20 protein-coding genes, 1 tRNA gene and 1 pseudogene are annotated in these 25364 nt (G+C 67.7%); 7 read left to right on the plus strand and 15 right to left on the minus strand.

Features of this window, described 5'->3' with window-relative positions:
* Nucleotides 1-255: 255 nt before the first annotated feature.
* The 3 genes from HEB94_RS07895 to HEB94_RS07905 form a co-directional block, all read right to left on the minus strand.
* Entirely contained in the window at nt 256-4047 is a 3792-nt protein-coding gene (locus HEB94_RS07895; RefSeq protein WP_192749291.1) for an NACHT domain-containing protein, read from the minus strand.
* A 1232-nt stretch (nt 4048-5279) separates the two neighbouring features.
* On the minus strand, nt 5280-5441 hold the full coding sequence (locus HEB94_RS07900; protein WP_192749292.1) for a hypothetical protein: 162 nt from the start codon (nt 5439-5441) through the stop codon (nt 5280-5282).
* Nucleotides 5442-5698: 257 nt separating this feature from the next.
* A tRNA-Ser gene (locus tag HEB94_RS07905) sits at nt 5699-5789 on the minus strand.
* 219 nt (nt 5790-6008) lie between these two features.
* On the opposite strand from HEB94_RS07905, the gene HEB94_RS07910 reads away from it, so the two are divergent.
* Nucleotides 6009-6845 (plus strand): carbon-nitrogen hydrolase family protein, encoded by an 837-nt coding sequence (locus tag HEB94_RS07910; protein ID WP_192749293.1) that lies wholly within the window; start codon nt 6009-6011, stop codon nt 6843-6845.
* Between the two features lie 21 nt (nt 6846-6866).
* Here HEB94_RS07910 and HEB94_RS07915 read toward each other — a convergent pair whose 3' ends face one another.
* Entirely contained in the window at nt 6867-8303 is a 1437-nt protein-coding gene (locus HEB94_RS07915) for an FAD-binding oxidoreductase (RefSeq protein WP_192749294.1), read from the minus strand.
* Between the two features lie 171 nt (nt 8304-8474).
* Between HEB94_RS07915 and HEB94_RS07920 the strand changes: the two genes are divergently transcribed.
* From HEB94_RS07920 to HEB94_RS55080, 5 genes are all read left to right on the plus strand, one after another.
* A complete protein-coding gene (locus HEB94_RS07920) occupies nt 8475-9068 on the plus strand; it encodes a phosphotransferase-like protein (protein ID WP_192749295.1) in 594 nt (197 codons plus the stop codon).
* Nucleotides 9069-9682: 614 nt separating this feature from the next.
* Nucleotides 9683-10786, plus strand: coding sequence for an ABC transporter substrate-binding protein (locus HEB94_RS07925; protein WP_192749296.1), 1104 nt, complete (start codon nt 9683-9685; stop codon nt 10784-10786).
* Nucleotides 10783-11676 (plus strand): ABC transporter permease, encoded by an 894-nt coding sequence (locus tag HEB94_RS07930; protein ID WP_192749297.1) that lies wholly within the window; start codon nt 10783-10785, stop codon nt 11674-11676. The genes HEB94_RS07925 and HEB94_RS07930 overlap by 4 nt, the downstream gene beginning before the upstream one ends.
* A complete protein-coding gene (locus HEB94_RS07935) occupies nt 11652-12494 on the plus strand; it encodes an ABC transporter ATP-binding protein (protein ID WP_192749298.1) in 843 nt (280 codons plus the stop codon). The genes HEB94_RS07930 and HEB94_RS07935 overlap by 25 nt, the downstream gene beginning before the upstream one ends.
* Complete coding sequence (locus tag HEB94_RS55080) at nt 12491-13231, plus strand: LLM class flavin-dependent oxidoreductase (RefSeq protein WP_425550384.1); 741 nt, start codon at nt 12491-12493, stop codon at nt 13229-13231. Before HEB94_RS07935 ends, HEB94_RS55080 begins: the two co-directional genes overlap by 4 nt.
* A gap of 12 nt (nt 13232-13243) precedes the next feature.
* Here the strand turns inward: HEB94_RS55080 and HEB94_RS49100 are convergent, their stop codons facing one another.
* From HEB94_RS49100 to HEB94_RS07990, 11 genes and pseudogenes are all read right to left on the minus strand, one after another.
* Nucleotides 13244-14050, minus strand: a complete 807-nt coding sequence (locus HEB94_RS49100) for an RNA-guided endonuclease InsQ/TnpB family protein (protein ID WP_202896211.1) — start codon at nt 14048-14050, stop codon at nt 13244-13246.
* A complete protein-coding gene (locus HEB94_RS49105) occupies nt 14047-14748 on the minus strand; it encodes a helix-turn-helix domain-containing protein (RefSeq protein WP_202896212.1) in 702 nt (233 codons plus the stop codon). Before HEB94_RS49105 ends, HEB94_RS49100 begins: the two co-directional genes overlap by 4 nt.
* Nucleotides 14748-15242 (minus strand): annotated as a pseudogene (locus tag HEB94_RS07950) (IS607 family transposase); the annotation flags it as partial. The pseudogene HEB94_RS07950 and the gene HEB94_RS49105, both read right to left, overlap by 1 nt.
* 131 nt (nt 15243-15373) lie before the next feature.
* Nucleotides 15374-16153 carry an endonuclease/exonuclease/phosphatase family protein gene (locus HEB94_RS07955; RefSeq protein WP_192749299.1) on the minus strand — a complete coding sequence of 260 codons (780 nt, stop codon included), beginning with the start codon at nt 16151-16153 and terminating at the stop codon, nt 15374-15376.
* A 24-nt stretch (nt 16154-16177) separates the two neighbouring features.
* Complete coding sequence (locus tag HEB94_RS07960; RefSeq protein ID WP_337917513.1) at nt 16178-17026, minus strand: endonuclease/exonuclease/phosphatase family protein; 849 nt, start codon at nt 17024-17026, stop codon at nt 16178-16180.
* Nucleotides 17027-17232: 206 nt separating this feature from the next.
* Nucleotides 17233-18213 (minus strand): Gfo/Idh/MocA family oxidoreductase, encoded by a 981-nt coding sequence (locus HEB94_RS53400; protein ID WP_192749300.1) that lies wholly within the window; start codon nt 18211-18213, stop codon nt 17233-17235.
* Nucleotides 18210-19457: a DegT/DnrJ/EryC1/StrS family aminotransferase gene (locus HEB94_RS07970; protein WP_192749301.1), complete on the minus strand. Its 1248-nt coding sequence runs from the start codon at nt 19455-19457 to the stop codon at nt 18210-18212. The genes HEB94_RS53400 and HEB94_RS07970 overlap by 4 nt, the downstream gene beginning before the upstream one ends.
* Nucleotides 19457-20818, minus strand: coding sequence for a hypothetical protein (locus HEB94_RS07975; protein ID WP_192749302.1), 1362 nt, complete (start codon nt 20816-20818; stop codon nt 19457-19459). The genes HEB94_RS07970 and HEB94_RS07975 overlap by 1 nt, the downstream gene beginning before the upstream one ends.
* A 165-nt stretch (nt 20819-20983) precedes the next feature.
* Nucleotides 20984-22351, minus strand: coding sequence for a CynX/NimT family MFS transporter (locus HEB94_RS07980; RefSeq protein ID WP_337917514.1), 1368 nt, complete (start codon nt 22349-22351; stop codon nt 20984-20986).
* A gap of 405 nt (nt 22352-22756) precedes the next feature.
* Nucleotides 22757-23503, minus strand: coding sequence for a WecB/TagA/CpsF family glycosyltransferase (locus tag HEB94_RS07985; protein WP_192749303.1), 747 nt, complete (start codon nt 23501-23503; stop codon nt 22757-22759).
* A 144-nt stretch (nt 23504-23647) separates the two neighbouring features.
* A complete protein-coding gene (locus HEB94_RS07990; protein ID WP_192749304.1) occupies nt 23648-24460 on the minus strand; it encodes a carbon-nitrogen hydrolase family protein in 813 nt (270 codons plus the stop codon).
* Nucleotides 24461-24562: 102 nt separating this feature from the next.
* Between HEB94_RS07990 and mobA the strand changes: the two genes are divergently transcribed.
* A complete protein-coding gene (mobA, locus tag HEB94_RS07995) occupies nt 24563-25273 on the plus strand; it encodes an NTP transferase domain-containing protein (protein ID WP_192749305.1) in 711 nt (236 codons plus the stop codon).
* Nucleotides 25274-25364 lie beyond the last annotated feature (91 nt).

The raw sequence follows: 25364 nt of genomic DNA on the forward strand, positions 1-25364 counted from the left end.
AGGCATCCTCTGCCTGCCACCGGACCGGCCGCTGCACCGGCCCGTGACCCGCAACCTGCGCCGAGAGGGATCGGGACTCTCCGCGTCTCACGCTCGCCACGGTGCGAGTGGAAGCTTGGAAGCTGCGAAAGGACGGACAAGGTCGGGCACTTCAAGATCCAGGCGGAAGCGCGGAAGGATGGCCGGGCTCAGGCCGCGGGCGCTGCAGCCGAGCCAGCTGGTCATCCATGACCACCAGGGCAAGATCGAGGACGATTATGCCTCGAACCAGCTCTCCGAATCCGCGATACTCGCCACTGACCGAACCTTCTTGGAACGATCGCTAATCACTCGTTCTCCCATATCAAGTAGACGCGATGGAAGATCCCATGGCCGCTCCATCCTCTTAATCCACCAGGACAACGGTATGGAGGAACGTACACGTACTCCTCCATACTGTTCCCACACGCTGCTAGCCTCTTGGCCGGCCAGGTTATACAGCTGCTCTAGCACGGCAACGTCCTCCTCAGATCGGATGGACGACTGCAACAAGGAAAGAAGAACTGTCGGGAAGCATCGATTAGCAAGCCAGGGATATTTCTCTACATTGGGAAGCAACCCCTCTCGTACCACTTGGGAAGTGTCACTGGCACCGCGCACGTCGACCAATATGTAGAGCGTAGCTGGATGAAGGCTGCCCACCATGTCCGCCGGAACCCGGACCGAACGCCGATGTTGTGGCTGGTCAACAACAAGACCGATATTCGACAGTGAGGAAGCGAATGCTGCCTGCTGGACATCAGAAAGATCGCGGATGACAGCATCAATCTCTCTGAGCAGCATTTCGATGACCGAACTGTCTGCCCAGACGAGTAGCGTCATTACCCAGAAGGCTCGCTCGAGGTAATCACCCGCGTCCGAAAGTTGCAGCTTCCACCATTCCAACCGCCTTGCGCGTCTGCGGGCATTTCTGACCCTAGCGGGAAGCGGATATTCGGTGGAGAACAACGAACCAGCTCCTGCGCCACGCTCCTTCGGATCGAGTATTGCCGCGGAAAGAACCGCTAGCTGGTAAGCCACCCAGGTACGGCCAAAGGCGCTATCCAGTTCGTTGATCGCTTTGATCCAGGGTTGCAATGACTCACGGACCTCGCCAGTACGGATTTTGTCAAGCGCCTCATGGACCTCATGAACAGACTCAAGAACCTCTGAATGACGCGGAGTCCCTGAACAGGCCGGTTCAACTGGCGGGACACCACCAGCACGAGAGACAGAGAATCTCCACAGGACCGTGGAGGACGCTTGCGCGAGTCCATTGATACACCCAGGTTCACCGTATCCGTAATATATCTTTCCACTACTTAAACCTAATACGCTACCGACAACCTCGGCGCGCAACTTCTCTGGCAACCGATCTACCGCCGTAGGTGCAGACCCAACGAAAATGCTTCGCGCATAATCCCGATATGCAGCTGGTATCTCATGGTCAATTATTCTCTCTATTAAGTCGACACTCAGAACGTCCAATACGCGTAGCCACTTTCCCACTTCCAGCCAGTCTGGACGTTGTTCCTCTGATCGGTTGAGAAACTCTTCGACCCATAGCTGGGCACGCTCATTCGTGTCTGAGTGGTTTGCCATCAACTCGGCGAGGCCGCGAGCCCGACTATTGGCGCGTTCACCTCGCAGTCGACGCCAAACAATTGAGGCCAACCTCCTCCCACCAGCCGTCTCGTGTAGAGCGCTGCCCTCCCCGACGACGCCTCCAGGCACAGCCGCGAAGCGCAGGCCGAGGTCGTCGAACACTGCATCTACCACTGCGTTCGTCGACCGCACTGACTGCGTGAACACCCAATCCTGAAGAAGTTGCACCGAAAGCGCTCTTGGGTATCGTGAATAACGCAGGTCAGGGTCGTCGAGCAGTTCTATTAGGCAATCGGCTAGTGCCGGGAGTTCGCCCTTGCTGAAGCATCCGCCCAGGAACCGAGCAACATTCATCCAGTATGGACTACGTGCAACCGCTAGAAACCGGTCCGGGAGTGTGCCATCCCTTTCGCGCCCGGTCGGTGAATAAGGCGCAGTCTCATATAGATAGCGGGCAGCGAAATACTCCCGAATGGGTTGAACCTCGAACTCGTAGGTTCCTTGGATATTCGATGTCAGAGCGAAGAAACGCTCCACCACCCCCATCCGCAGGTTAGCCACTATGTCGAGCGGTTGACCTTCCGACTTCAAATACGTTGTGAGTAGCTCCTCCAACTCCGCTGCATTAATACGGCCGGACGCGCGGTCATTCTCCGCCATCGAGTGGAGGGTGAAGGCTAGATATCTATGAATGTCTACGATTAGCGGCCGCTGTTGGCGAACGATCGGGCTCTTTTCCGCTTCCCGATTTAGAAAAACATCCATGTACGTGTCGTACAACTCGGTCCGCTTGTCCGGCAGGCTAGAGCCACGATGTTGGATGAGGTCAAGAAGTATGGAGAGCTGCATAGTATTCTTCGCCAAGTCCGCCATATGTGGTGCGTCCATCTTTGAAGACAGCACACTTCTAAGCTCTCTGATATCCCGATCATTTACTTTCATCGCCCGAGCCCATTTGTCCGTATAATCTAGGGCCAATTCGGGGCTGATTGGGGCGAGCTTCAGATACGTGAACCTCTCTTGAGGGAAAGTCGGAGAATTGGCGATCGCCGTCGGTCGACTTGTTATGACAACTCGAAGGTCCTGCGCGGATGATTCCAGCCTATTAATCCCCGACGAAACCTGCTCTACGACAAGTCTGCGATCTTCGAGATCGGCAACTTCGTCCAGCGCGTCTAGGAGAAGTACAACCGGTGTCGAGCGCACCGTGCTGTGCAGGTCCCCCACATCAAATTGGATCCCTCCAGAGAGCGTTCTGATCTGACCTGCTAGGGCTGTTTCGAACGTCGGCTGCTCGCCATGCTCCGTCCTTCGGCTTGGCTCCCAGGGGTTATATCCATTCAGCCATACCGCAAGGTCTCGAAGTTCGAGCTTTAACGGCAACACAAGCGGACTGTGCCAATTGTGCGAGGGGTCGCTGGTATCTAGCTCGCCCAATAACCGCATCCTTTGGAGCTCTGCGAGATACTGAACTAACGTCGACTTGCCTTGCCCTGGAGCACCCTCGAGCACAATACGTCGCACGTTCGACGAGAAGTGGTCGTCCAACAGCAAGTCAGCGCCGCCGATCGCCGCCGGTTGCCACCGCCCTCGCGAAAGCATCACCACTTCGCCAGTCTCATTCGACATCAGCATGCGCAACTGAGAGAATTGGCCGATGGAGCTAGATTCGTCGTGCCGACTATGAAGAACATCAATAAATACCGAGAGGGCTTTATTCTCTTTGTCCCTAACCGGCCGCAAGGTTGCAGGAACGTCGATAAATAAATCGGCAAGCGGTGTTGGAGAGAGTGCAGCCTGCTTAAACCGTACGGTGTTCTCCTGTGAATGCTGGTGAGTGACGTAGGCCTTAAGGGCATCGGACCGACGCTCGTTTCGGCCATCACTAGTAGAGCGCTCCCACAGGAGGCGCACAACATCTGGGCCATTCAAGAGATCGGGATATCTCAGTTTGAGGTCCCAGGCCGAATCTACCCGGCGGTCTAAGTCGTCCGCCCACCAGCACTGGGCCGGTAATGGCAAGCTGTCGGCGAGAAACCGGTCAACCCGATCTATACTTCCAACATCGAGATGCGAACTACCGGATATATTAGTAATCAGAAGGTAGTTCGACATAACTCCGCGAAGAGCGAGCTTATTGACTTTTTCGAGTTCGCCCTTTACGGCATCGATTACCCACTCGGCATAGTCGCGGATCTTTTCAGGTGTTCGCGCCAACTTTACCTGAAATACAATTCCTTCCCTATTTGGTCCGGCAGGCAATAGCGCGTCTCGGCCACCGTCGGGCATATTTATGGGAAAGCACTGCACGCCAGGGAACTCGCGTACAAGGAGCGCTTGGCAAAGCATCTGGAACTTGCCTTCGTGAAGTTGCTCGTAGCGATAGGTCCCCACCGGTGCAGTCCCCTCACTGTCGGCGCTCATAAATATGACAGAGGTACATATTAGATCTTATCGAGAGAGATACCATCTGTTCCACGATATGTCAACTTTGCCAACTGCCCGAGCCGCTGCACGGGCCAGAGGAAACGCCAAACACACCGCGCTATCGCCGCTCCACAACCGAGACAATCACACGAACAGAGAATGGTCATCCACGCCGGTGACGGTAGACACCCCGCCACCAGATACCAACCCAGCCAGCCATGCGCCGACTACCGCGACACCCCAACCGCCGTAGCCGCCTCCGTCACCGTCGTATCCGCCAAGACAGCACGCACGGCATCAAGACGTTGCTCCACAACCGACAACGCAGCGAGCGCCAATCCCGACCTCCCCCAGTCCGGAACCTCACACGGAGACGCTCCGGCCCACAGTGCCGGTCTCGACCGGTGTCGCACATCAACTGTCGGAGCATGTTGCACATCGGCTGACGGAGCACAACGGAGCACAGCTCGTGCCGGTGATGACTTTCCCTACGTCTTCAAGGGCGGCCTCAGGCCGCCGCGCGCCCGCCTCAACGGCGCCGGCCTTCCCTCCGCGCCTTCGGCGCCCGGTCGGCCGTCGCGGCTGGGCGCGACAAAAGGGCCGCCAGAAGACTGGCGACCCTCATCACGTCCCGCTCCGCGGGACCAGGTACGTGGCTGGCGTCGGGCCGGAGGCTTTAGCCACCTCGTTTGGTCCGGGACCCTACGAGCGGCGGCCCACGGCGGGCTGTTGCGGGCGGGCAGCCAGCTGCCCGCCCACGCCGGGACAGGCTACGGGCCGCCACTCTCCCGGACCAAACGAGGACACCGGCCAAACCCTCCGCCCCTCGAGCTTCACCTGGAGGACGCCGCAGTCGACCCTCGATCCAGGCCGCGGACCCTCGGTCACGCGCTGGCGGCCCGGAGAATCTCCCAGCGATCCCGCGTGTGCGGGCCGAACTGTTGCGAGCCAGCCACGTCGCACCTCACCACATGGAACTCCGGCGCACCGTGGCTGTAGTCCACGCCAACCATCGCGTCCACACCTGCCCGGCTCATCTCATCCGAAGCCCACTCACGTTCCTTCCGGCGCGAGACGACCCCGACGAGCGTGTCACCGATCTTGATCCTGTACCGCCGGCCGGCATCGACCAGAACGGCATTGAACCCCTGCAGGATATCGCCTCCTTAGTGGCGTCCAGGTAGGCGACGTCGTTCGCCTTGTCGTTGCTCAGGTCACCAACATCCATGTCAGTCCTCCTCGGCCTGGAGGTCGCCTATCAGCCACAGCAGGTTGGACACCGCACCGGAGTAGTGCAGGTAGCGCGGGTTCCCGTTGTTCTTCGGTTCGCAGCTGTTCCGCATGGACCGCAGATCCGACACCATGCGCTGCAGGCGCTCCACGTCAGTCATTGCCTGAGTGTCGTCCTCGCGGCCGTGTTGATCAACGCGGCGCCCCCGAGCGTTCCGGGGCTTGAACCGCGGCGCGAGTCCGCTCGGTGGCGCCCGAGCCCGCCACATGACAAGCGCAGACGTGGCCCCGAAATAGCCCCCGAACGCCGAGATCTGGTCGGATAGAGCGAGCCACACCGAGCCCCGCTGAGCGGCCCTTCGAAGCCCCGCCCAGACCGCGTTTCCGCAGGTCAGGGCGGCTAACCACCAGGTCAAAGCGGAGGGCATGGGATTCGAACCCATGACCGAGAGGGGTCCCTCGGTAGCGGTTTTCAAGACCGCCGCACTAGGCCACTATGCGAGCCCTCCTGCCCGCGGTGAACCCGCGCGGACCAGCGCGCTGCCGCCCCACCCGAGATCTGCCGCAGATCTGCCCCCGAAACCAGGTCTCGGGGGCAACGCCGCCCATTCTCCCACTCGGGGGTATTCTGTCCGGCCCCCGGTCTGCCCTGCGGGCCCGGGAGCGTGCCCGAGACACGCTCCACCAAACGCCCACGAGCCGGGCGTCCCCGATGACATAGTGCGGCGATGACGACAGTGCCGTTCCGTATCGCCGCTGCTCAGAGCGTGATCTCCACCGACGTACGCCACAACGGACAGGAGATCCGGGCCCTCATGCGGCAGGCCAGCGAGGCCGGCGCGCGGCTCGTGCAGTTCCCGGAGGGGGCGCTGTCTGGGTACTGCAAGGCGCAGATCACGGACTGGGCCGACGTCGACTGGGCCGCGATCCGGGAGGAGCTGGAGAAGACGGCCGCGCTGGCGGGCGAGCTGCGCATCTGGACGGTCCTCGGCTGCGCGCACCGGTTGTCCCGTCCGCACCGGCCGCACAACAGCCTGTACGTCATCTCCGACACCGGCACCCTGGTCGACCGGTACGACAAGCGGTTCTGTTCCCACACCGAGATCAGCGACTGGTACTCACCGGGCTTCCGGCCGGTCGTGTTCACGGTGGACGGCTTCAGGTTCGGGACGGCGTTGTGCATCGAGGTGCGCTTCCCGGAGGTGTTCGCGGAGTACGAGCGCCTGAACGTGGACTGCGTGCTGGTCTCGTCGTACTCCGAGGACCCGGTCTTCGGCGTCCACGCCCAGGCCCACGCGGCGACCAACTGTTACTGGCTGAGCTTCTCCGTCCCCGCGCAGTGCGGCCACGCCGTACCGGCCAGCCTCATCGCCCCGAACGGCAGCTACCTCGACCAGGCGACATCCACTGGTGGGTCCGCGCTCGCGGTCGGGGAGCTGAACCGGAACGACGCCGACATCGAGCAGGTCTTCGCCCGCGCCTGGCGGGCCACCGCGCGGTCCGGCCGGATCTACGCGTCCCGTCGGGTCGCGGATCCCCGCAGTGTCGACACCCGCCGCTTCTGAACCGCCCCGCGGAACCCGGACTCATGGGGCTGGCGGGATGTTGTGGTTGAGCCGGAACAGGTTCATCGGGTCGTACCGCTTCTTCAGCGACGCCAGCCGGCGGAAGTTCGGGCCGAACGTCTCGCGGACGAGGTTCTCGTCCTCGTAGAAGCCGGGGAAGTTGACGTACTCCCGCCCGGTCGAGAAGGGCTCGACGTCCGCATGCACTTCGCGTACCCAGGCGAGGTTGGCCGTGTCGTCCTCGGGTCGCTCCCAGTTCGCTTCGACGCCTAGCAGGTACGGTGCGGACCGGTCACCAAAGGCGGAGTCCTGCGTGGCCACCCGGGCGGCCGCACCACCGAGCGACCACATCTCGAAGGTGTTCAGCGGGGACGGCGATGCTTCGTTTCTCTGTACGAGCAGGTCGATGAGGTCGTCGGGGAGCCCGCTGAGGTAGCGCGACTTCCAGTAGTAGCGGAGGTCGTGGGCGGGATAGTCGACGTCGAGGAACCGCTGCAGGTCGACGTAGCGCATCGGCCCGCTGAGGTCGGCGATCGGGTTGCCGATGTCCCGGGCCGCGCGGAGCGCCCGCTCGCCCTCGGCCGGGTCGCCCGCGTACACCGCGAGGTGGATCGCCACGGGCTTGCCGTGATGCTCGGCCGGGATCTGCTCCAGCGGCGGTCCGTGCCACAGGACGGCGACCGACATCACCCCCTCCGGCGCCTGCTCGATGAAGGCGCGGATTCCACGCAGCGCCTCGCCAGCCGCGGACCCGGCGTGGACGACGAAGCCGAAGTAGACCTCCGGCCCGATCGGGTGTGCCCGGAAGTCGAACGACGTGACGACCCCGAAGTTCCCGCCGCCGCCGCGTATCGCCCACAGCAGGTCCAGGTCGTCGTCAGGTCCGGTGCCCGCACGGACCCAGCGCCCGTCGGCGGTCACGACGTCGGCGGAGAGCAGGTTGTCGCAGCTGAGCCCGTACTTGCGGGTGAGCCAGCCGTACCCGCCGCCGAGGGTGAGCCCGGCGATGCCGGTCTCGCTCACCACCCCCATCGGCACCGCGAGTCCGAACGCCTGCGACTCGTGGTCGAGGTCCCCGATCCGGACGCCGCCCTGGGCGCGCACCGTGCCCGCACCCGGGTTGACCCGGATGGCCTTCATCGGGGACAGGTCGACGACCAGGCCGCCGTCACACACTGCTGCGCCGGCGACGTTGTGTCCGCCACCGCGGACCGCGAGGAGTAGCTCGTGCGCACGGGCGAACCTCACCGCGGCCATGACGTCTGCGGTTCCGGTGCAGCGGGCGATCAGCCCGGGGCGCTTGTCGATCAGGCCGTTCCACACCGCCCGCGCTTCGTCGTAGTCCAGGTCCGCCGGACCGACGAGCCGGCCGCGCAACTGGCCGGCGAACGCCTCGATGTCGGTGTCGGAAACCTCGATATCCGCGCCGTCGAGTGCGCGGAGGCGGGTGCTGGCCATGGGTCCTCCTCGCCGGACGGGCGCGCACGTGTGGGGCGCGAGGCAACAGGCCCTCTCGGCCCTTGTTACCTCTCCCCGCCGCCGCATCGCAGCGGTTTACCGGGACGGCACGCGGCGACTCCGGTCCTTTTGTCGATGCGATCCTGCAGACGTGCGGACAGAATGTCTGGGATGACCACACCAAACCACTCCAACCAGAGCAGCTTTCCCGACCGGGCGGCGCAGGCGGACCAGCCACCGCGGATGATCGTCGTGACGGGAGTGATGGCGGCCGGCAAGTCGACCGTCGCCCAACTGCTGGCGGAGCGGCTCGAACGCTCGGTGCACCTGCGCGGCGACTCGTTCCGGCGCATGATCGTGTCCGGCGCGGCGCCGATCACCCCGCAGGGTGGCGGCGCGATGATCTCCGAACTCGCGTTGCGCTACCGGATCTCGTCCATGGTCGCCGACACCTACGCCGACGCGGGCTACACGGTCGTCGTCCAGGACATCATCGGTGGGCCCGACCTGCCTGCGTACACCTCCCTCGTCCGGAGTCGCCCGCTGTCGGTCGTCGTTCTCGCCCCACGACCGGAGGTGGTGGCGCGCCGGGAGGCGGGGCGCCCGAAGTCCGGGTACGTCGACGGCTGGAACGTCGAGGATCTCGACGCCGCGTTCCGTCGGGAGACGCCCCGGGTCGGGCTGTGGCTGGACACCTCCGAGCAGACGCCCGACGAAACGGTCACCGAAATTCTGAAGCGGCTCCCCGAAGCCGACGTTCGCTAGCGGCCAGCGTCCCTGATCCCTTCCGCCAGGTCCTCCGACGCGCTCCGCATGATGCGCGGGTTGAGTTTGAGCGCTTGGACGTCGCCCTGGGCGTCGACGGTGCCCGCGACCCCGAGCGGAAATCCGGAGCCGTGTTCCGAGATGGACGTCTCAGGACGTGGATATGCCTAGTATTCCCACCAGATTGGTAGGTAATATCCGGGGCATGTCCTCGCGGATCCTTCTGACGAGGCGACGCGAAGTCGACCAGATGCGCGTCGCCAGCGCTGCCTGTCGCTGACAACTGGTCCCGCCGCGACGGCGCTCGCGGTACGACGCTCGCACCTCGAGCCCTTGTGTTCACTCAGCCCCTTTGAGATGTAGGGCTTCCTCGACGGGACACCCTCCGGTGGTCCCCGCCAGCCGCGTCCGTTCCGGCCGCGGTTTCGCCGCCGTCTCGGGGCTCGTCGTCGCGCCCTGAGGCCGACCGGACGTACCGCACGCTCGAAGCCGCTGCCATCGATCGGCCAGGCGAGCGCGCCGGCCTGCGTCGTCGTGCCCCGCCGACCCGCCCCGGCAGCTCAGCCCAACGGCTGCCAGCACGCCAGACATCGGTTACCGAAGGAGTTCCCGCCATGTCCACTCGTTCCCGCCCTGACCCCCTGCCACAGTCACGGCCACCGCGCATCACGCGCCGCTCGGCGCTGGCCGGTTCGGTGTTCGCCGGGCTGGCCCTGCTCGGCGCGTGCGGCCGCGACGAGGTACGCCCCGTCGCGAAGACGGGCTCACCCGACGCGCCCCTACCGAAGAAGGTGCCGAAGGGAACGAAGCTCACCATCGGAGACCCCTCGATCCAGAAGGCGCTCGAACTGTCCGGCCAGGTCGACCAGATCTCCTTCGACGTCGAGTGGGCCAACCTCAGCGGCGGTCCGCAGACCCTGGAGGCGTTCCGCGCGCACGCCCTGGATCTCGGCGCGGTCGCCGACATCCCGCCGATCCACTCGGTGTGGACGGGTGTCCCGACGAAGATCGTGGCGGCGAAGTTCCGTCAGGACCCGCTCCACCACCCGGTCTACCAACTCGGCATCGCGCCCGGCGCAGGCGTCGACACCCTCGCGGACCTGCGGGGCAGACGGGTCGCCTACAGCCCGGGCCAGGCGCAGGGCGCGCTCGTCCTGCGCCTGTTGAAGAAACTGAACCTGGTCAAGACCGACGTGCGACTCATCGAACTCCCGAGCACCGGCGACGTGTACCCGAACTCCCTCGCCGCCCGCCAGGTCGATGTCGCGCCGATCGGTGGGGTCAACGTCAAGCGGTACGTCGCCAAGTACGGCAAGGACGGCGGCAAGACCATCCCGCACGGGCTGCGCGACGACCCGAGCCACCTGTACGCGCCGATCAGCACGCTGGAGGACCCGGGCAAGGCCGCGGCGATCCGTGAGTACGTCCAACACTGGGCGCGTGCCGTCAGCTGGATCGAGGAGCACCCGAAGGAGTGGATCGAGGGCTATTACGTGAAGGACCAGGGCCTGTCCGTCGACGACGGTGAGTACCTGGTCAAGGCAGAGGGCGAGCCCGACATCCCCGCCAGTTGGACCGACGTCATCAAGCGTCAGCAGGAGACCGTCGACCTGCTCGCGGCCGAGACCGACAAGCCGAAGCTGAACGCCAGGGATCTGTTCGACCTGCGGTTCGAGTCGGTGGCTGCCGACGCGTTCCGGGCGGGTGGTCAGGGATGAGCGCATCCAGCGTTCCCGCGACCGCCACCCAGGACACGACCAGCGACGCGGCACACGACGCGACGCCGACCGAACGCGACGCGGGTACGACCCGTGTGGACGTCCGGCCGCTGCACCGCCGGCTGGGCCCGGGCGACCGGATCCGGTTCGGCTCCTTCCTCGGCGTCCTCGTCCTGCTGGTCGTGTGGTCGGCCGGTTCAGCGCTCGGCCTGATCGACCAGCGCATCCTGTCCGCGCCGTGGACCGTCCTCACCACCGCCGGCGACCTGATCGCCGACGGCCGGCTCCAGCAGAACCTCGCGATCTCCGCGCAGCGGGCGTTCCTCGGGCTCGGCATCGGCATCGTGCTCGGCACCGTCCTGGCCCTCGTCTCCGGGCTCAGCCGCTGGGGCGAAGCCCTGCTGGACGGACCGATCCAGGTCAAGCGGGCGATCCCGTCGCTGGCGCTGTTGCCTTTGCTGATCCTGTGGGCCGGCATCGGCGAGACGATGAAGGTCGTCACGATCACGCTGGGCGTGTTCGTGCCCATCTACATCCACACCCACAACGGTCTGCGCAGTATCGACAGCAGGTACGTCGAACTCGCCGAGACGGTCGGCCTGCGGCACTGGGCGTTCATCCGCAAGGTCGTGTTGCCTGGTGCGTTGCCGGGATTCCTGCTCGGTCTGCGTTTCGCCGTGACCGGCGCGTGGCTCTCCCTCGTCGTCGTGGAGCAGTTCAACTCCACAAGCGGTATCGGCTACATGATGGAACTCGCCCGCACCTACGGTCAGACGGAGATCATCATCGTCGGGCTGGTCCTCTACGGACTGCTCGGCCTCCTCTCCGACGGTGCGATCCGACTCGTGCAGAGGAGGGCGTTGTCATGGCGACGCACCCTGGCGGACTGACCGAACCGACAGCCCGTACGGCAACCAGCACAGCGATCGCGGACACCGCGCCCGCGAGCAGACCGACGTCCCACACCGGCCCGGCGGTGCGGATGCGGAGCATCGTGCGCAGCTTCGGCGACCGCAGAGTCCTCGACGCACTCGACCTCGACATCGGGCAGGGAGAGTTCGTGGCGCTGCTGGGCCGCAGCGGATCGGGCAAGAGCACCTTGCTCCGGGCGCTGGCCGGCCTCGACTACGGCGTCGCCGGCTCCGGCACGATCGACGTACCTCCGACCGTCTCCGTCGTCTTCCAGGACTCGCGACTCCTACCCTGGCAACGTGTCCTTGACAACGTGGTACTCGGCCTGGACGGGCAGTCGGCACGGGAGAGAGCACGGGAAAGCCTCGCCGAGGTAGGCCTGGCCGGCCGCGAACGAGCCTGGCCCACCCAGCTCTCCGGTGGGGAGCAACAACGGGTTGCGCTGGCCCGTTCTCTGGTCCGCGAACCCGAACTCCTCCTCGCCGACGAGCCGTTCGGCAGTCTCGACGCCCTGACCAGAATCCGGATGCACCGGCTGCTCCGCCAACTCTGCGACCGGCACCGCCCCGCGGTCCTACTCGTCACCCACGACGTCGACGAGGCGATCGTGCTCGCCGACCGGGTGGTGGTCCTCGACCAGGGGCGGATCGTCTCCGACCTCGCCATCGACCTCGGCCAACCACGCAGCCCGGCCGACCCGGAGTTCGCCCGGCTCCGAACGCACCTGCTGACCACCCTCGGCACCGGCGGCGGGTCGGACCCGTCCGCCCGCGACCACGCGACGGAGCCCCGATGAGTACGAAACACCTGCACCTGAACGCGTTCCTCATGAGCACCGGACACCACGAGGCGTCCTGGCGGCTGCCGGAGAGCAACCCGATCGCCAACACCGACGTCGAGCACTACCGCGAGCTCGCCCGGATCGCCGAACGGGGAACGTTCGACTCGATCTTCTTCGCCGACAGTCCCGCGCTGTTCAACGAGGTCGGACGCCGGCCCTCCGGTGCGTTGGAGCTGACGGTGCTGCTGACCGCGATCGCCCCGGCGACCGAACGGATCGGACTGATCGCCACCGCCTCCACGACCTACAACGACCCGTACAACCTCGCCCGCCGGTTCGCCTCCGTCGACCACGTGAGCGGCGGCCGCGCCGGCTGGAACGTCGTCATCACGGCGACACTCGAGGCGGCCCGCAACTTCGGAATGGAGGAGTTACCGAGCCACCGGGACCGCTACCAGGCGCGGCGGAGTTCATCGAGGTGTCGCACAAGCTGTGGGACAGCTGGCAGGACGACGCCACCCTCGCCGACAAGGAGCGCGGCGTGTAGGGCGACGGGGAGCGCGTCCACCGGATCAACCACGTCGGGCGGTACTTCAGGGTGCAGGGCCCGCTCAACCTGCCCCGCTCGCCGCAGGCGTACCCGCTGCTCGTGCAGGCCGGGTCGTCGGAGGATGGCAAGGAACTGGCCGCGAAGTACGCCGAAGCGGTGTTCACCGCACAGCAGACCGTTGCCTTCGGGTGAGCAAACGTGAGCATGCTCATCATCAGGCAGCCTCACCTTGCGGTGAGGCAGTCCCCGTCTGATCCAGTGGTTGCTGGTGCGGGGTTGACGTTTCGCGGCCTGCTGCGTTGACCACTGGCGTGGTCGCGGTCTCCTGCGTGGCTCCACGTCCGTCTCCCACCCTGCCGTCGTTGGTCTGGTGGGCGGCCGGTCTACTCCCGGTACCGGTCCCCGTTCCACCCGTGTGCAGGGTGTCGCCGAGGCGGGCGAGGTTGATCGCGGCGTTGCGATCACGGTCGATCATGACTTCGCAGTGTTCACACGCATAGGTCCGGTCGGCCAGGGTCAGGTTTGGTTTTCGCCTGCCGCAGGCCGAACAGGTCTTGGATGAGGGGTAGAACCTGGGTACTTCCACCAGGGTGGAGCCGTACCAGCGGGTCTTGTAGGCGAGCATCCGCCGGATCTGCGCCAACGCCGCGTCAGCAAGTGCCCGGTTCAGGCCCCGCTTGTAGGCACCACCAGCCGAGCGCATGCCGGAGGCGTTCAACGTCTCCACCGTGATGACCTGGTGGCGTTGCGCGAGGAAGGTGGTGGCCTTGTGCAGCACGTCCCGACGCAGGGCCGCCGCACGGGCATGCGTTCGGCCGATGCGGGCCTGCGTGTGCTGCCACCCCTTCGACGGAGCCCGCCTGGCCTTCGTGGCCGGATCGTAGGGACCGATCTGGCGCGCCGCGCGTCGTTGCAGCACCCGCAGCCGGGCCTGCGCCGCGGTCAGCGACTTCGGGGCACCAACCCTGCCCAGTTCACGACCATCCGGGGTCGCGACCACCAACAACGCGTCCGCCTTCACCTCGCCTTCACCCCCACATCCACGCCCACCACCGGTTCGCGACGCCCGACATGCCCGGGCACCCCTGCGGCGCGCTGAAGGACGGCCTGGAAAGACACATGCCAGCGTCCAGCAGAGTCATGGGCCAGGGTGGCGGACAGGATTCGGGCGGTACCCGCCTCGACGCGGCGGGCGAGTTTGCGGGTGGACTCATGCGTCTTGAGCCTGCCCAGTCGCGGGAGGGTGACGTGGTGCCGGTCGGGTTCGACCCGGATCGTTCCGGTGGTGAACCGCACCGACGCGTGGGACCGCTTCGACTTGAACCGGGGGAACCCAACCGCCCGCCCGGCGCGCTGGCCCCTCCGCGACTTGGACCAGGCATCCAAGCCGCGCGCTAGGGCATCCAGGCCGGTGCTGTAGGCCTCCTTGGAGTTCTCACCCCACCACGGCGCCACGCTGTCCTTGCGGGCATTCCACTCCCGCCGCAACGCGGGAAGGAACCAACCCAACGTCGGGGTGAGGCCCTCCTCCGGCACGGCGTAGCTGCGCTCGGCCACCCGCTGGTCCATCACCGCCCGCACCAGACCGAGCATCGTGTTGTGCGCCTTACGGGCACCACCCGCATGCGACCAAAACCTCCGCTCCTGGACGGGCGTGGGGTCAAGCGCGTACCGGTACGCCTGCACCACCCAGCCATCGGGGACCTCGAACCTGGCCATCACACCACCCCCGCGTGCGACAACGCGTCCGGCACCGCCACTGGCTCCGGGGCGGTGGTCTTGGCGGCGGTGACCGCCCCCATCGCCCGGGCCCTAGTACCACGACGGCCGTACAACCTCACGCACATTCCGGTGAGCACCTCGATCATGTCGGCCACCAGATCATCGGTGGTCTCACCATCGTCGGTGGTCTCACCGGGGTCGGCGACAACGATCCGGCGGCCCTGGCCCGACAGGGCCGCTTCCAGATGCTCCACGCCGAAGCGGGCGAGCCGGTCGCGGTGTTCCACAACCACCACCATGGCAGACGCCTCCGACAAGACGCGTGTCAACTTCGGCCGCCTCCCGTTCAGCCCCGACCCAACCTCGGTGACAACCTCAGCAGCGCTATGGCCGTGAGTCATGGCCAGAGGACGTGCCCAACCAGAAAGCCGAGCGACCTGCCGATCCAAACCCGCGCGCCGGTCATGCGAAGACACCGGTTCATACACCACCGCCCGACCGCCCCTCAGCAACATCGAAACAGACCGTGCCCGACCTCAACCGCCGAACTCGCGGCTGTCGCCGGGCATACATGCGCCGAGAACCTTCAAGATCGCGAGCGTCCGGCGGACCGCGACCGCGTTCACCAGGTCAGGTCGGCGACCAGGGGCAGGTGGTCGGAGGCGTCGACGTCGGTGCGGACCCTGACGGCTTCCACCGTGATGTCGGGCGAGACGAGTACGTAGTCGATCCGGCGTTCCGGCTGGGCGGCGGAGAAGGTGTAGCCCGCGTCCTCCTCGGCTGCGTGAACGGCAGACCAGGCGTCGACCAGCACCTCGGTGAGCAGCTTGAGTTCTGGCGTACCGGGAAGGGCGTTCAGGTCGCCGGTCACGATGGTCCGGCGGGGCGTGGGGCCGAGGAGTTCGCGGATCCGCGCCGCCTCCTTCTCCCGGGCGCGCGGGCTGGCTTCGCTGAGGTGGGTGGTGGCGAAGCACAGCGGTTGCGGCGCTCCCTGTCCCGAAGCCAGGTCGACTTCGGCGGCGAGGAAACCCCGTGGCTCCCCGCCCTGGACGCCTGGCAAGGAGGAGTTGACGAAGGAACGGATCGGGTAGCGGGACAGGATCGCGGTGCCGTACTGGCGGCGTTCCTGGCCCACGGCGACAGGGTGCAGGTCGAGGTTGGCGGCGTAGACGACCCGCATCTCCAACCGTTCGGCGAGCCAACCGGCCTGGTCGGCGAACGCGCTGCGCTCCGACCAGTGCCGGTCGACTTCCTGCAGGCCCACGAGTCCGGCCCCGGAGGCGGCGATCACCGCCGCGGTTCGGGCGAGGTCGAGCCGGTCGGCGACGTCTGCTCCGTGATGGATGTTGTACGTCGCGACCCGCAAACTCGTCAGCCCCTGCTCGTGGTGCCCATCGTTCATCTCAGGGGCATCTCTAGCACATCGTCACCGGCGGACGGCGAAGTCGGCCACCATCGGCAGGTGGTCGGAGCCGTCAGCGGTGGTGAGCACCTGGGTCTTGCGGGGCTGCAGGTCCGGCGAGCTCAGCACGAAGTCGATGCGGGCGTGCGGGTCCTCCTGGGAGTAGGTGTAGCCGTCACCCACGCCGACCTCGGCCCAGGAGTCGGTGAAGACACTGGTCAGCGTCTTGATCTCGGTCGTGTCGGCGGTGGCGTTGAGGTCACCGGTGAGAACCGTCCGCTTGGGGTTGTCACCGAGGAGTTCGACGATCTTCTCCGCCTGCATGATCCGCTCAGCGGAGTTGTCGTGCTGCAGGTGGGTGTTGGCGAAGCGCATCTCCACACCGCGCACCTTGATGTCGGCGACCAGCAGACCGCGCTGCTCGTGGTTGTCGATCTTCGGCAGGTAGGTGTTGCTCCAGGACCGGATCGGGAAGCGGGACAGGATCGCCGTGCCGTACTGGCGACGCTCCTGGCCGGGCGCTGCCGGGTCCATGTCGAGGTTCGCGCCGTACACGACGTGCATGTCCAGCGCGTCGGCGAGCCAGGCCGCCTCGTCGACGAAGGCGCTGCGCTCGCTCCAGTGCCGGTCGACCTCCTGCAGGCCGATCACGTCCGCGCGGAGTTGGCGGATCTCTCCGGCGACGTCGGCCAGGTCGAGCACGTCGTCGGGGCCGGCGGCGTGGTGGATGTTGTACGTCGCCACCCGCAGCCGGACCGGCTGCCCCTCCGCGTTGGCGGGCACGGCGGCCGCACCGACCGAGGTGGCCAGCATCACCGCGGCGGCACCCACGAGGGTGAGGACACGCGCGAGGCGCGGAATACGTCGAAGCACGAACAGCTCCCTTCCCGGCAACTGAACTGGGTCGAGCACCCATCCCACAAGGCCCGCAGGGCCTGAGCGTGCACGGCGCATTAACACTCGGCGACGAGCCCGACCCCGGCGGTGCATGCCAAGCTAGCGCTTTCCGGTCCTGGGCGGATCTGCGCGCGCCCGGACCGGCCGATGCCGGTCAGGACACCACGGAGGGCAGCCCGGACTCAGGCGAGCAGGCTCGAAGGGTCGACCGGCCGGCCGTTGCCCGCCGACCGCGTCGCCGCCAGCGCGATGGTCAACGCCATCAGCCCGTCCTCGGCGGTGACCCGCGGCTGCCCCTTGCCGTCGAACGCGGCCACGAACTCACGCAGTTGCTCGGCGAACGGGTCCACCGAACCGTCCTCGGCGAAGACCACCGCACCCGAGCCGTCCGTGACCACGGGCTCGGGCAGCGAGGCGAACCTCAGCACGCCCTCGTCGCCGACGAGTTCGAACGTCGACCGCAGCGGCGTACCCGGAACGTCCCACACGGCGACGATCTGCGAGGTCAGCCCGCCGACGTGGGTGAGCGTCGCGCTCGCCCGGACGGGCGGCTCGGCCTGCAGGCTGAGCGTCGAGCGCCCCACGACCTCGGTGACCTCACCACCCACCCAGCGGGCGAAGTCGATGTCGTGGATGGCCAGGTCGACCAGGACGCCGCCGGACCGCTCGGTGTCGGCGAACCACGTCTCGGCTCCGGGGCTCTCGACCTGGCGAAAGAAGCGGAACTCCCGCGGCGTTCCGATCCGTCCGGCCGCGATGGCGTCGCAGGTGGCGAGGTAGGCGGGGAAGAACCGCAGCACCTGCGCGACGCACAGGCCCACCCCCGCGCGTTCGCACGCCTCGATCATCGCCCGCCCCTCGGCGGGGTCACGGGCGAGCGGCTTCTCACAGACGACGTGCAGCCCCGCCGCCGCGGCCCGGTGGGTGAGGTTGGCGTGGGTGTCGGTCGGCGTGCAGATGTCGATGATCTCGGCGGCCTGGAGGACCTGCGCCAGGTCGGAGACGGCGGTGACTGCGTGGGCGGCGGCGAACGCCGTGCCGCGCTCGGGTGATCGGGAGTGGACGAGGACGTCGGCGCCCAGTGCCTGCCAGGCGACGGTGTGCGTCTTCGCCATCTGACCGGTGCCGATGAGCGCGACCCTGCGCTGCTGCGTTCCGCTCACGTGGCCTCCACCAGGGTGTGTGCCGCCGCGGAGACCTTCTCCGCAGCCGCGACGATATCCGCCAGGTCGGCCCGCGAACCCAGCAGGACTTGCTGCGGGATCCACACCAACTCCTCGCAGAAGCGTTGGGTGACGGGCAGGTCGAGGCTGCCGTAGTCGGTCGCGGCGTAGGAGGGGTCGAAGCCGGTCGCCTTCAGGTCGAAACGTCGGTTGGCGAAGACACCCTGCCGGTCCAGGGGTAGGCCGTAGCCGACGCTGACCGGCACGCCCTCCGCGCGCAGTGCCGCCACGAAGCGTTCCCGAGGCAGCCCGCCGAACCCCGCCGGGTCGTAGCGGAACTGGTAGAGGTGGTAGCCGTGCATGGTGCAGCGGGGATCGCGGGCCAGCGGTGACAGGCCCTCGATCGGGGCGAGCCCGGCGTCCAGGACGGCGGCGCCGCGTTCCCGGCGCACCAGGTCGTCGTCGAGGGTGGCGAGTTGGGTCAGCAGGATCGCGCTCTGGAACTCCGTCAGCCGGTAGTTGCCGCCGAGGATCGCGTGGTCGTACCACTGTCCGTCCCGGGAACGGCCGCAGTGGTGGAAGCTCCAGGCCAGGTCGGCCAGAGCGTCGTCGCTGGTGACGAGCATGCCGCCCTCACCGGAGGTCATGTTCTTGCTGGCCTGGAACGACCAACTGCCGAACGTTCCGAACGAACCCACCCGCTGACCGCGCCAACTGGCCCCGTGCGCGTGCGCGGCGTCCTCGATGACCGCCAGCCCGTGCCGGGCGGCGAGGTCGTTGAGGCGGTCCATGTCGGCCGGGTGCCCGGCCAGGTGAACCGGGATGATCGCCCTGGTGCGTGGCGTGATGGCCGCCTCGACCGCGTCGGGGTCCAGGCAGACGTAGTCGGGGTCGACGTCGGCGAAGATCGGCAGCGCGTCGACGCCAAGGACGGCGGTCGCGGTGGCGAGGAACGTGTAGCCGGGCACGATCACCTCGTCCCCGCTGCCGATGCCGAGCGCCTTGAGCGGGATCTCCAGCGAGATGGTGCCGTTGCACACGCCGAGCCCGTGACGGGCGCCGTGGTAGGTGGCGAACTCCTGCTCGAACCTCGTCTTGACCGGTCCCTCGGCGTCGGACCAGACGCCGGCCTTCGCGACCTCGGCGACGGCCTGGACGGCCTCGTCGGTGGCGGGTGGCCAGGCGGGGAACGGCGCGGTGCGCACCGGCACTCCTCCGAGCAGGGCCAGTTGGTCAGCGCTCATCACTGCCTCCTCGGTACGGAGCCCGTGTCGGTCCCAGCGTCGGTGTCGGTGTCGGGTCCGGGGTCGGTGTCGTGTTCGGCGGCGCGCGCCAGGATCTGGTCGATCGCGGCCGTCACGTGCTGCTCCACCGCGGTGCTGAAGCGGCCGGACCGGTAGACGTAGGGGTAGGAGTGGTCCGGTTCGTAGCCGCCGGCCCGGACCTGTTCGGCGGTGACGACGTACCCGATCATCCCGTTGGTGTAGGGGATCGGCAGCACGCCCGAGGCCGACTGCCGCCGTACGTGGTGGCCGTAGGCGACGCTCACCTCCGCGTCGAAGCCGAGCAGCGCGAGTCCGTCGGCGAGTTCGAGCAGCGTCAGCCGCAGCGGTACCTTCTCGACGAGCCGCGCCGGATCGGCCAGCAGCCAGCGGGACCAGTCGCCGTCGATCCCGGGCGCCTCCCGCGACCGGGCCAGCGCGTCCCGCGAGGGTGTCTGCAGGGGCAGGTCGACGGTGTGCGTCCTGGTCCGCGGTGGCCGGGCGGAGAGCGGGCGCATCGGTGCGTCGAGGACGCCCAGCACCGCACCGGCGAGTTCGTCCCCGAGGGCGGCGATCTCGTCGTCGCCGCCGCGGTACCAGTCGCCGTCGCGGACGACGTTCGGGTTGATGTCGCCGCAGCAGCCCTGTAGGAACCCGATCACCGCGCCCTGGCCGACGGTTCCGGACAGCCGGTCGCGCATGGCGCCGGGGTAGTCGGGTGAGACCTGTGGGTCGGCGCTGGTGACGGGGTGGCAGGTGTAGTGGACGAGCAGCGCCTTGGTCGTCCCGTCCGTCCGCCGCATCCGGACGACGCCGACCTCGGGGTCGTTCGGTCCGTTCGGGTCGGGGCCGCCGACCGTGCCGTCCGGATTGATGCGGCGCCGGTTCATCCCGAAGCCGCACGTGCCGCTGCCCCGTTCGAGGGTCACCGGCTCCAGCGAGGTGACCGCCCGGCCCACCGCCTCGAGCACGACCTCGGTGAGCCGGGCGAGGTAGCCGGGATCGCCGCGTCCGATGAACGGGGAGAACGTCAGCCCTGGCTGGGGCGCGCAGTGGGTGTGCGAGGCGTGCAGCACCACCGCGTCGGCGGGCACGCCGTACTCCGCCGCGATCCGGCCGGTCAGTTCGGCCACGAGGTCCGGCCCCCACCACAGCAGGTCCGCGCACACGAGCAGGGCGGCGCACCCCTCGGCGGGATCGGGACGGCCGAACGCGAACACCTGGGCGGCGAGCGGGGCCCGCACCTTCTCCCACGGTTCGAGCCGGACCGCGAAACCGGCCAGCGGCACGGGTTCGGTCGGAGTGATGTCCGCCGTCGCGGTCCCGACGTAGAGATGTGTCACGGTCGCGTCGCCTCCCGGCCGCTCTCGCCGACAACTCGCCTGACGAACTGCCCCCACGACATGGTCGGACGGGCTGCTCCGACGGTCCGACCGAGTGGGCCCCACATACTGGTATGGGCAAGTATGACGACGCTCGGTGTCGAGCGGAAGGCTCTGCGGCGCGCCCTACGACGCCCCGGACGTGGCCGGTTCCTGCCCCCGCGCCGAGGCGGCCGCCAACTCGTCGTCGACGTACCTCGCCCGCGCCGCCAGCAGACCCGTCGCCACCTGCGGCACCACCAGCAAAAGCAGCAGTCCGATCGGGATCGTCCACCCACCGGTGACGTCGAACAACGCACCCATCGCGAGCGGCCCGACTGCGGCGATGAGGTAGCCGACGCTCTGGATGAAGCCGGACAGCCGCGCCGTCACGTCGTGCGACCGGGAACGCAGGCTGATCATCGTGAGCGTCAGCGGGAACGCACCGCCACCGAGGCCGAGCATGACCGACCACACGATCGCACCCGAGCGGGGCGCCAGGAGCAGCCCGACATAGCCGACGACGTACGCGGCGCCGCACGCCCACACGAGCGGCCGCTGGTCGGCCAATCGGGCCGCGAGCGTTGGGAAGAGCAGCGAGAGGGGGACGCCGACCAGCGGGACGAGCGAGAGCATCAGTCCCGCCTGCGCGGCGTTCAGCCCGGCGTCGCGGAAGATCTGCGCCAGCCACCCGAACGCGGCGTAGGCCTGCAGCGACTGCATCCCGAAGTAGACCGCCAGCGACCACGCCAGCGGCGAGCGGCCCAGCGACCACAACGAGGAACGCTTCAGCGCGGAGTCACCTGATCGGACCACCCCGCCACGGTTGCGGGCCAGCACCAGCCACGGCAGCAACGCGACCGCCGCGGCGACCGCCCAGAAACCCAACCCCATCCGCCAACCGCCGAGCGCGTCCGCGATCGGGACGGTGAGCGCGGCCGGCAGGGTCGTCCCGATGGCCATCGAGGTGGTGTAGGCGGCGGTGGCCAGACCCACCCGGCGTGGGAAGTACGCCTTGACGAACGCCGGGACCAGCACGTTCCCGGCGGCCATGCCGGCGAGGGCGACCACCGTGGCGACCAGGAACAGCGGGATGGAGGAGACGAACGCGCGGGCCGCCTCGCCGACCGCGACCGCGGCGAGGGCGGTGGCGAGTACGCGCTGCGACCCGAACCTGCGCGCCCAGCCGGCGGCCAGCGCGCCGAATCCGGCGAAGCACAGCACCGGCAGGGTCGTGAGGACACCCGCGACGAGCGGGGAGATCCGCAGGTCGGCCTGCACCTCGTCGAGAACGGCACCGAGGCCGGTGACGCCCGTGCGCAGGTTGAAGGCGAGCAGGACGACGGCGCCCAGCAGCAGCCACGCTGGCCAGCTCTTGCGGGCCGGGAGCAGCGTCGGCACCTCGGCCGGCGGATCCGAGGGACCCTCGTCCGTCCCGTCACCCCCGTCGGGGTCCCCGGACACCGCCGGCTGGGAGGGGGAGGCGTCCAGAGCGCCGACCTGGGCGGTGCTCACCGTCCAGGTCTGCGAAACCGGGTACTCAGGTGGAGCCTGGGAGGTCTCGGCTCCCGGACCGGCGCTGGGGCCAGCGGAGCCGGCCTCGGGACCGGAGCCCACGTCGGGGCCGACACGGGGTGCGACAGAGCGCTCGCCCGTCAGCTCAGGGGACCATTCGCGGCCGAAGTCCTCGAGCCGAGCGGCCCGCGCGCCGACAGCGTCCGCGGTCGAGCCTGTCTGGAAGGTGGAGCCTGCCCCGTCGACCGCCGACGGATCGGGCGGTAATGACGAGGCTGGGGGACGAGCGGTGTTCGATGAGGGTGACACGTGGGCCAATCGTATGGTCTCGCCCCGGATCGGCCCACTTGTTATCTCACCTTGTCAACGGTCGGTCACCTCGCGGTGACAAGGTGTCCGTGCCCCTCAGGTTCGGGAGGCGCGCGGCTGGCGGGAACGGTTCAGCATGGCCCGCGCGACGATGGCGAGGAACTTCGTGTTGGTCACGGCGTACCTCGCGAAGAGCCGGCGAGGCTCCTGCGCCAGCCGGAACAACCACTCGAGCCCGAGTCGCTGCAGGTAGCCGGGCGCCCGGCGGAGTTCGCCGACGAGGACGTCGAAGCTGCCGCCGACCCCGATGCACACGGGGACACCGGCGAGCGAGGCGCCGTCGACGATGAAGTGTTCCTTCGCGGGTGTCGGCATGCCGACGAAGACGACCTCAGCCTCGGCGTCCCGGATGTCGGCCCAGATCTGGGCCTCGTCCTCGGTGCCGAAGTAGCCGTTGCGGTAGCCGGCGATGCGGACGCCTTCGGCGCTGAGCTGGTCGGCCAGCTTGCTGACGATGTGTTCGCGGCCACCGAGCAGGTAGATGCGCCACCCGACCTCGCGGGAACGGGCGAGAACCTGCTCCATCAGATCGATCCCCGCGACCCGCTCGGGCAGCGGGTGTCCGAGGATGCGGGCAGCCCACACGAAGGGCTGCCCGTCCGACCCGATCAGGTCGCCTCGTTCGAGGACGGCGAGATACTCAGGATCGTCATGCGCACGTACGACGTTGGCGGCGTTGACACACAGGTGGGTACCTGACACGCGGGTCTTGACCCGCTGCTCGACCCACTCGAGTGTTCCCCGCATGTCGACAGCGTCGACGGGTACACCGAGCACACGCATCCTGCGGCTCCCGTTCACCAACGCCATCAGCTGCACCCCTCACGGCGGTCCTGGGTTCGTCCGGCATGGCCAGGAGGCGAACCAGCCAGCGCCACGCCGAGCAGGGTCATCGTGGAACGAGACCCCCGCCACCCCCAGCGCGGCTCAGAATATGTCACGGATTGTTGGTTTTGCGACAGCGAAGCGACGGTGCTTCAGAGTTGGGTTACGGGTTCGGACCTCCGCCACGCGTTCGGCGCTGATCTCCCCCACGGCCACTCCGACCTGTTCACCCAGGGACGTCACGACCACGCCCATGGGATCGACAAGCATGCTGCATCCAGAAGACGCACCACCACACTGGTCGGCTGCAGCGACGTAACAGGTGTTTTCGATCGCCCGGGCCCGAACCAGCGTCGTCCAGTGGTCCTCCTTCAGCGGCCCGCGCATCCAGGCCGCCGGAACCACGAGCACGTCGGCGCCCGCGCCGGCGAGGGCGCGCGCGAGTTCGGGGAACCGCAGGTCGTAACAGGTCAGCAACCCGAGCCGATGCCCGTCGACGTCGACCAGCACGGGGTCGTTGTCACCCGCCACCAGCTTGTCGGACTCGCGGTAGCCGAACGCGTCGTAGAGGTGGATCTTGCGGTAGGTGCTGAGGAGCTTGCCGTCTGGCCCCAGGACGACCAGCGTGTTGTAGGCCCGCTCGGCGTCGCCTTCGGCGGTCTCGAACATGCCCGCCACGATGACCGTCTCGAGCTCTCGGGCCAGGTCCGCGAGCGTCCGCACGAAAGGTCCGTCGAGCGGCTCGGCCACGTCCGCGAGCGAGTCCTCCGGCGAACCGAACGGGAACATGCTCGCCTCCGGGCAGACCAGGACAGCCGGTCGTTGCACGGCCACGTCGCGGGCCAACCGCTGGATCGCCTGAAGGTTGGCGTCCTTGTCTGGGGCCGCGGCGAACTGCAGCAGGGCGATGTGCACGCGCACAGTCTGCACTGCCCGGGGTGCGAGACTCGACTCGTGGGTGGTCCAAAAGATGACCTTGGGTCTAACGACACGCGACCGACCAGTTCGTCCGACCCGGTGAACCCGGCATCCGAGCCTGGATCGGGCCCGGTTCCCGCGGCCTTCGACGCGGTCGTGCTCGCCGGCGGCGCGGCCCGCCGCTTCGGTGGCGCCGACAAGGTGCTGTTGCCGGTCGCGGGCCGGTCGATGCTCGACCGGGTGGTGGCGGCCTGCGTGCGGGCCGAGTCCGTGGTCGTCGTCGGTCCGGAGCGGGCGGTACGCGTACCGCCGGGCATGCGGCTGGGCTGGACCCGGGAGACACCGCCGGGTTCGGGGCCGCTGGCGGCCGTCGCCGCGGGCCTGGGCGCGGGCAGCGCCGCCGTGGTCGTCGTCCTGGCCGCGGACATGCCGCTGCTGGACGCCGACGTGGTGCGCTCGCTGGTGGCCCAACTGTGCCGTCACCCCGCCGACGACGGTGACGACGACGTGCGCGACGAGCGCGACGAGCGCGACGAGCGCGACGAGCGCGACGAGCGCGGCGGCGACACTCCCGTGGACGCCGTACTCCTCCTCGACGCGGATGGCCGAAACCAGCCACTGGCCGCGGCCTACCGCCGCTCCGCCCTGCGCCGGGTCCTCGCTCTCCTCGGCGACCCGCGGAACCAGCCGATGCGGCTGCTGACCCGGAACCTGCGCTTCGCGACGCTGCCCGCCGACCGGGCCGCCCGGGACTGCGACACCCCGCAGGAGTTGGCCGAGGCCGACGACCTGGCGCGCCGAGAACGCTGACAACCCGGACGCACGGTGAGCCGAACGACGGCCCTCGGGCACGATCGAGCCAGGCCGTCACCTCGACCCCGGATGCCTCCTGAGACGCACG

The organism is Actinopolymorpha pittospori (assembly GCF_014873875.1).
GTDB lineage: Bacteria > Actinomycetota > Actinomycetes > Propionibacteriales > Actinopolymorphaceae > Actinopolymorpha > Actinopolymorpha pittospori.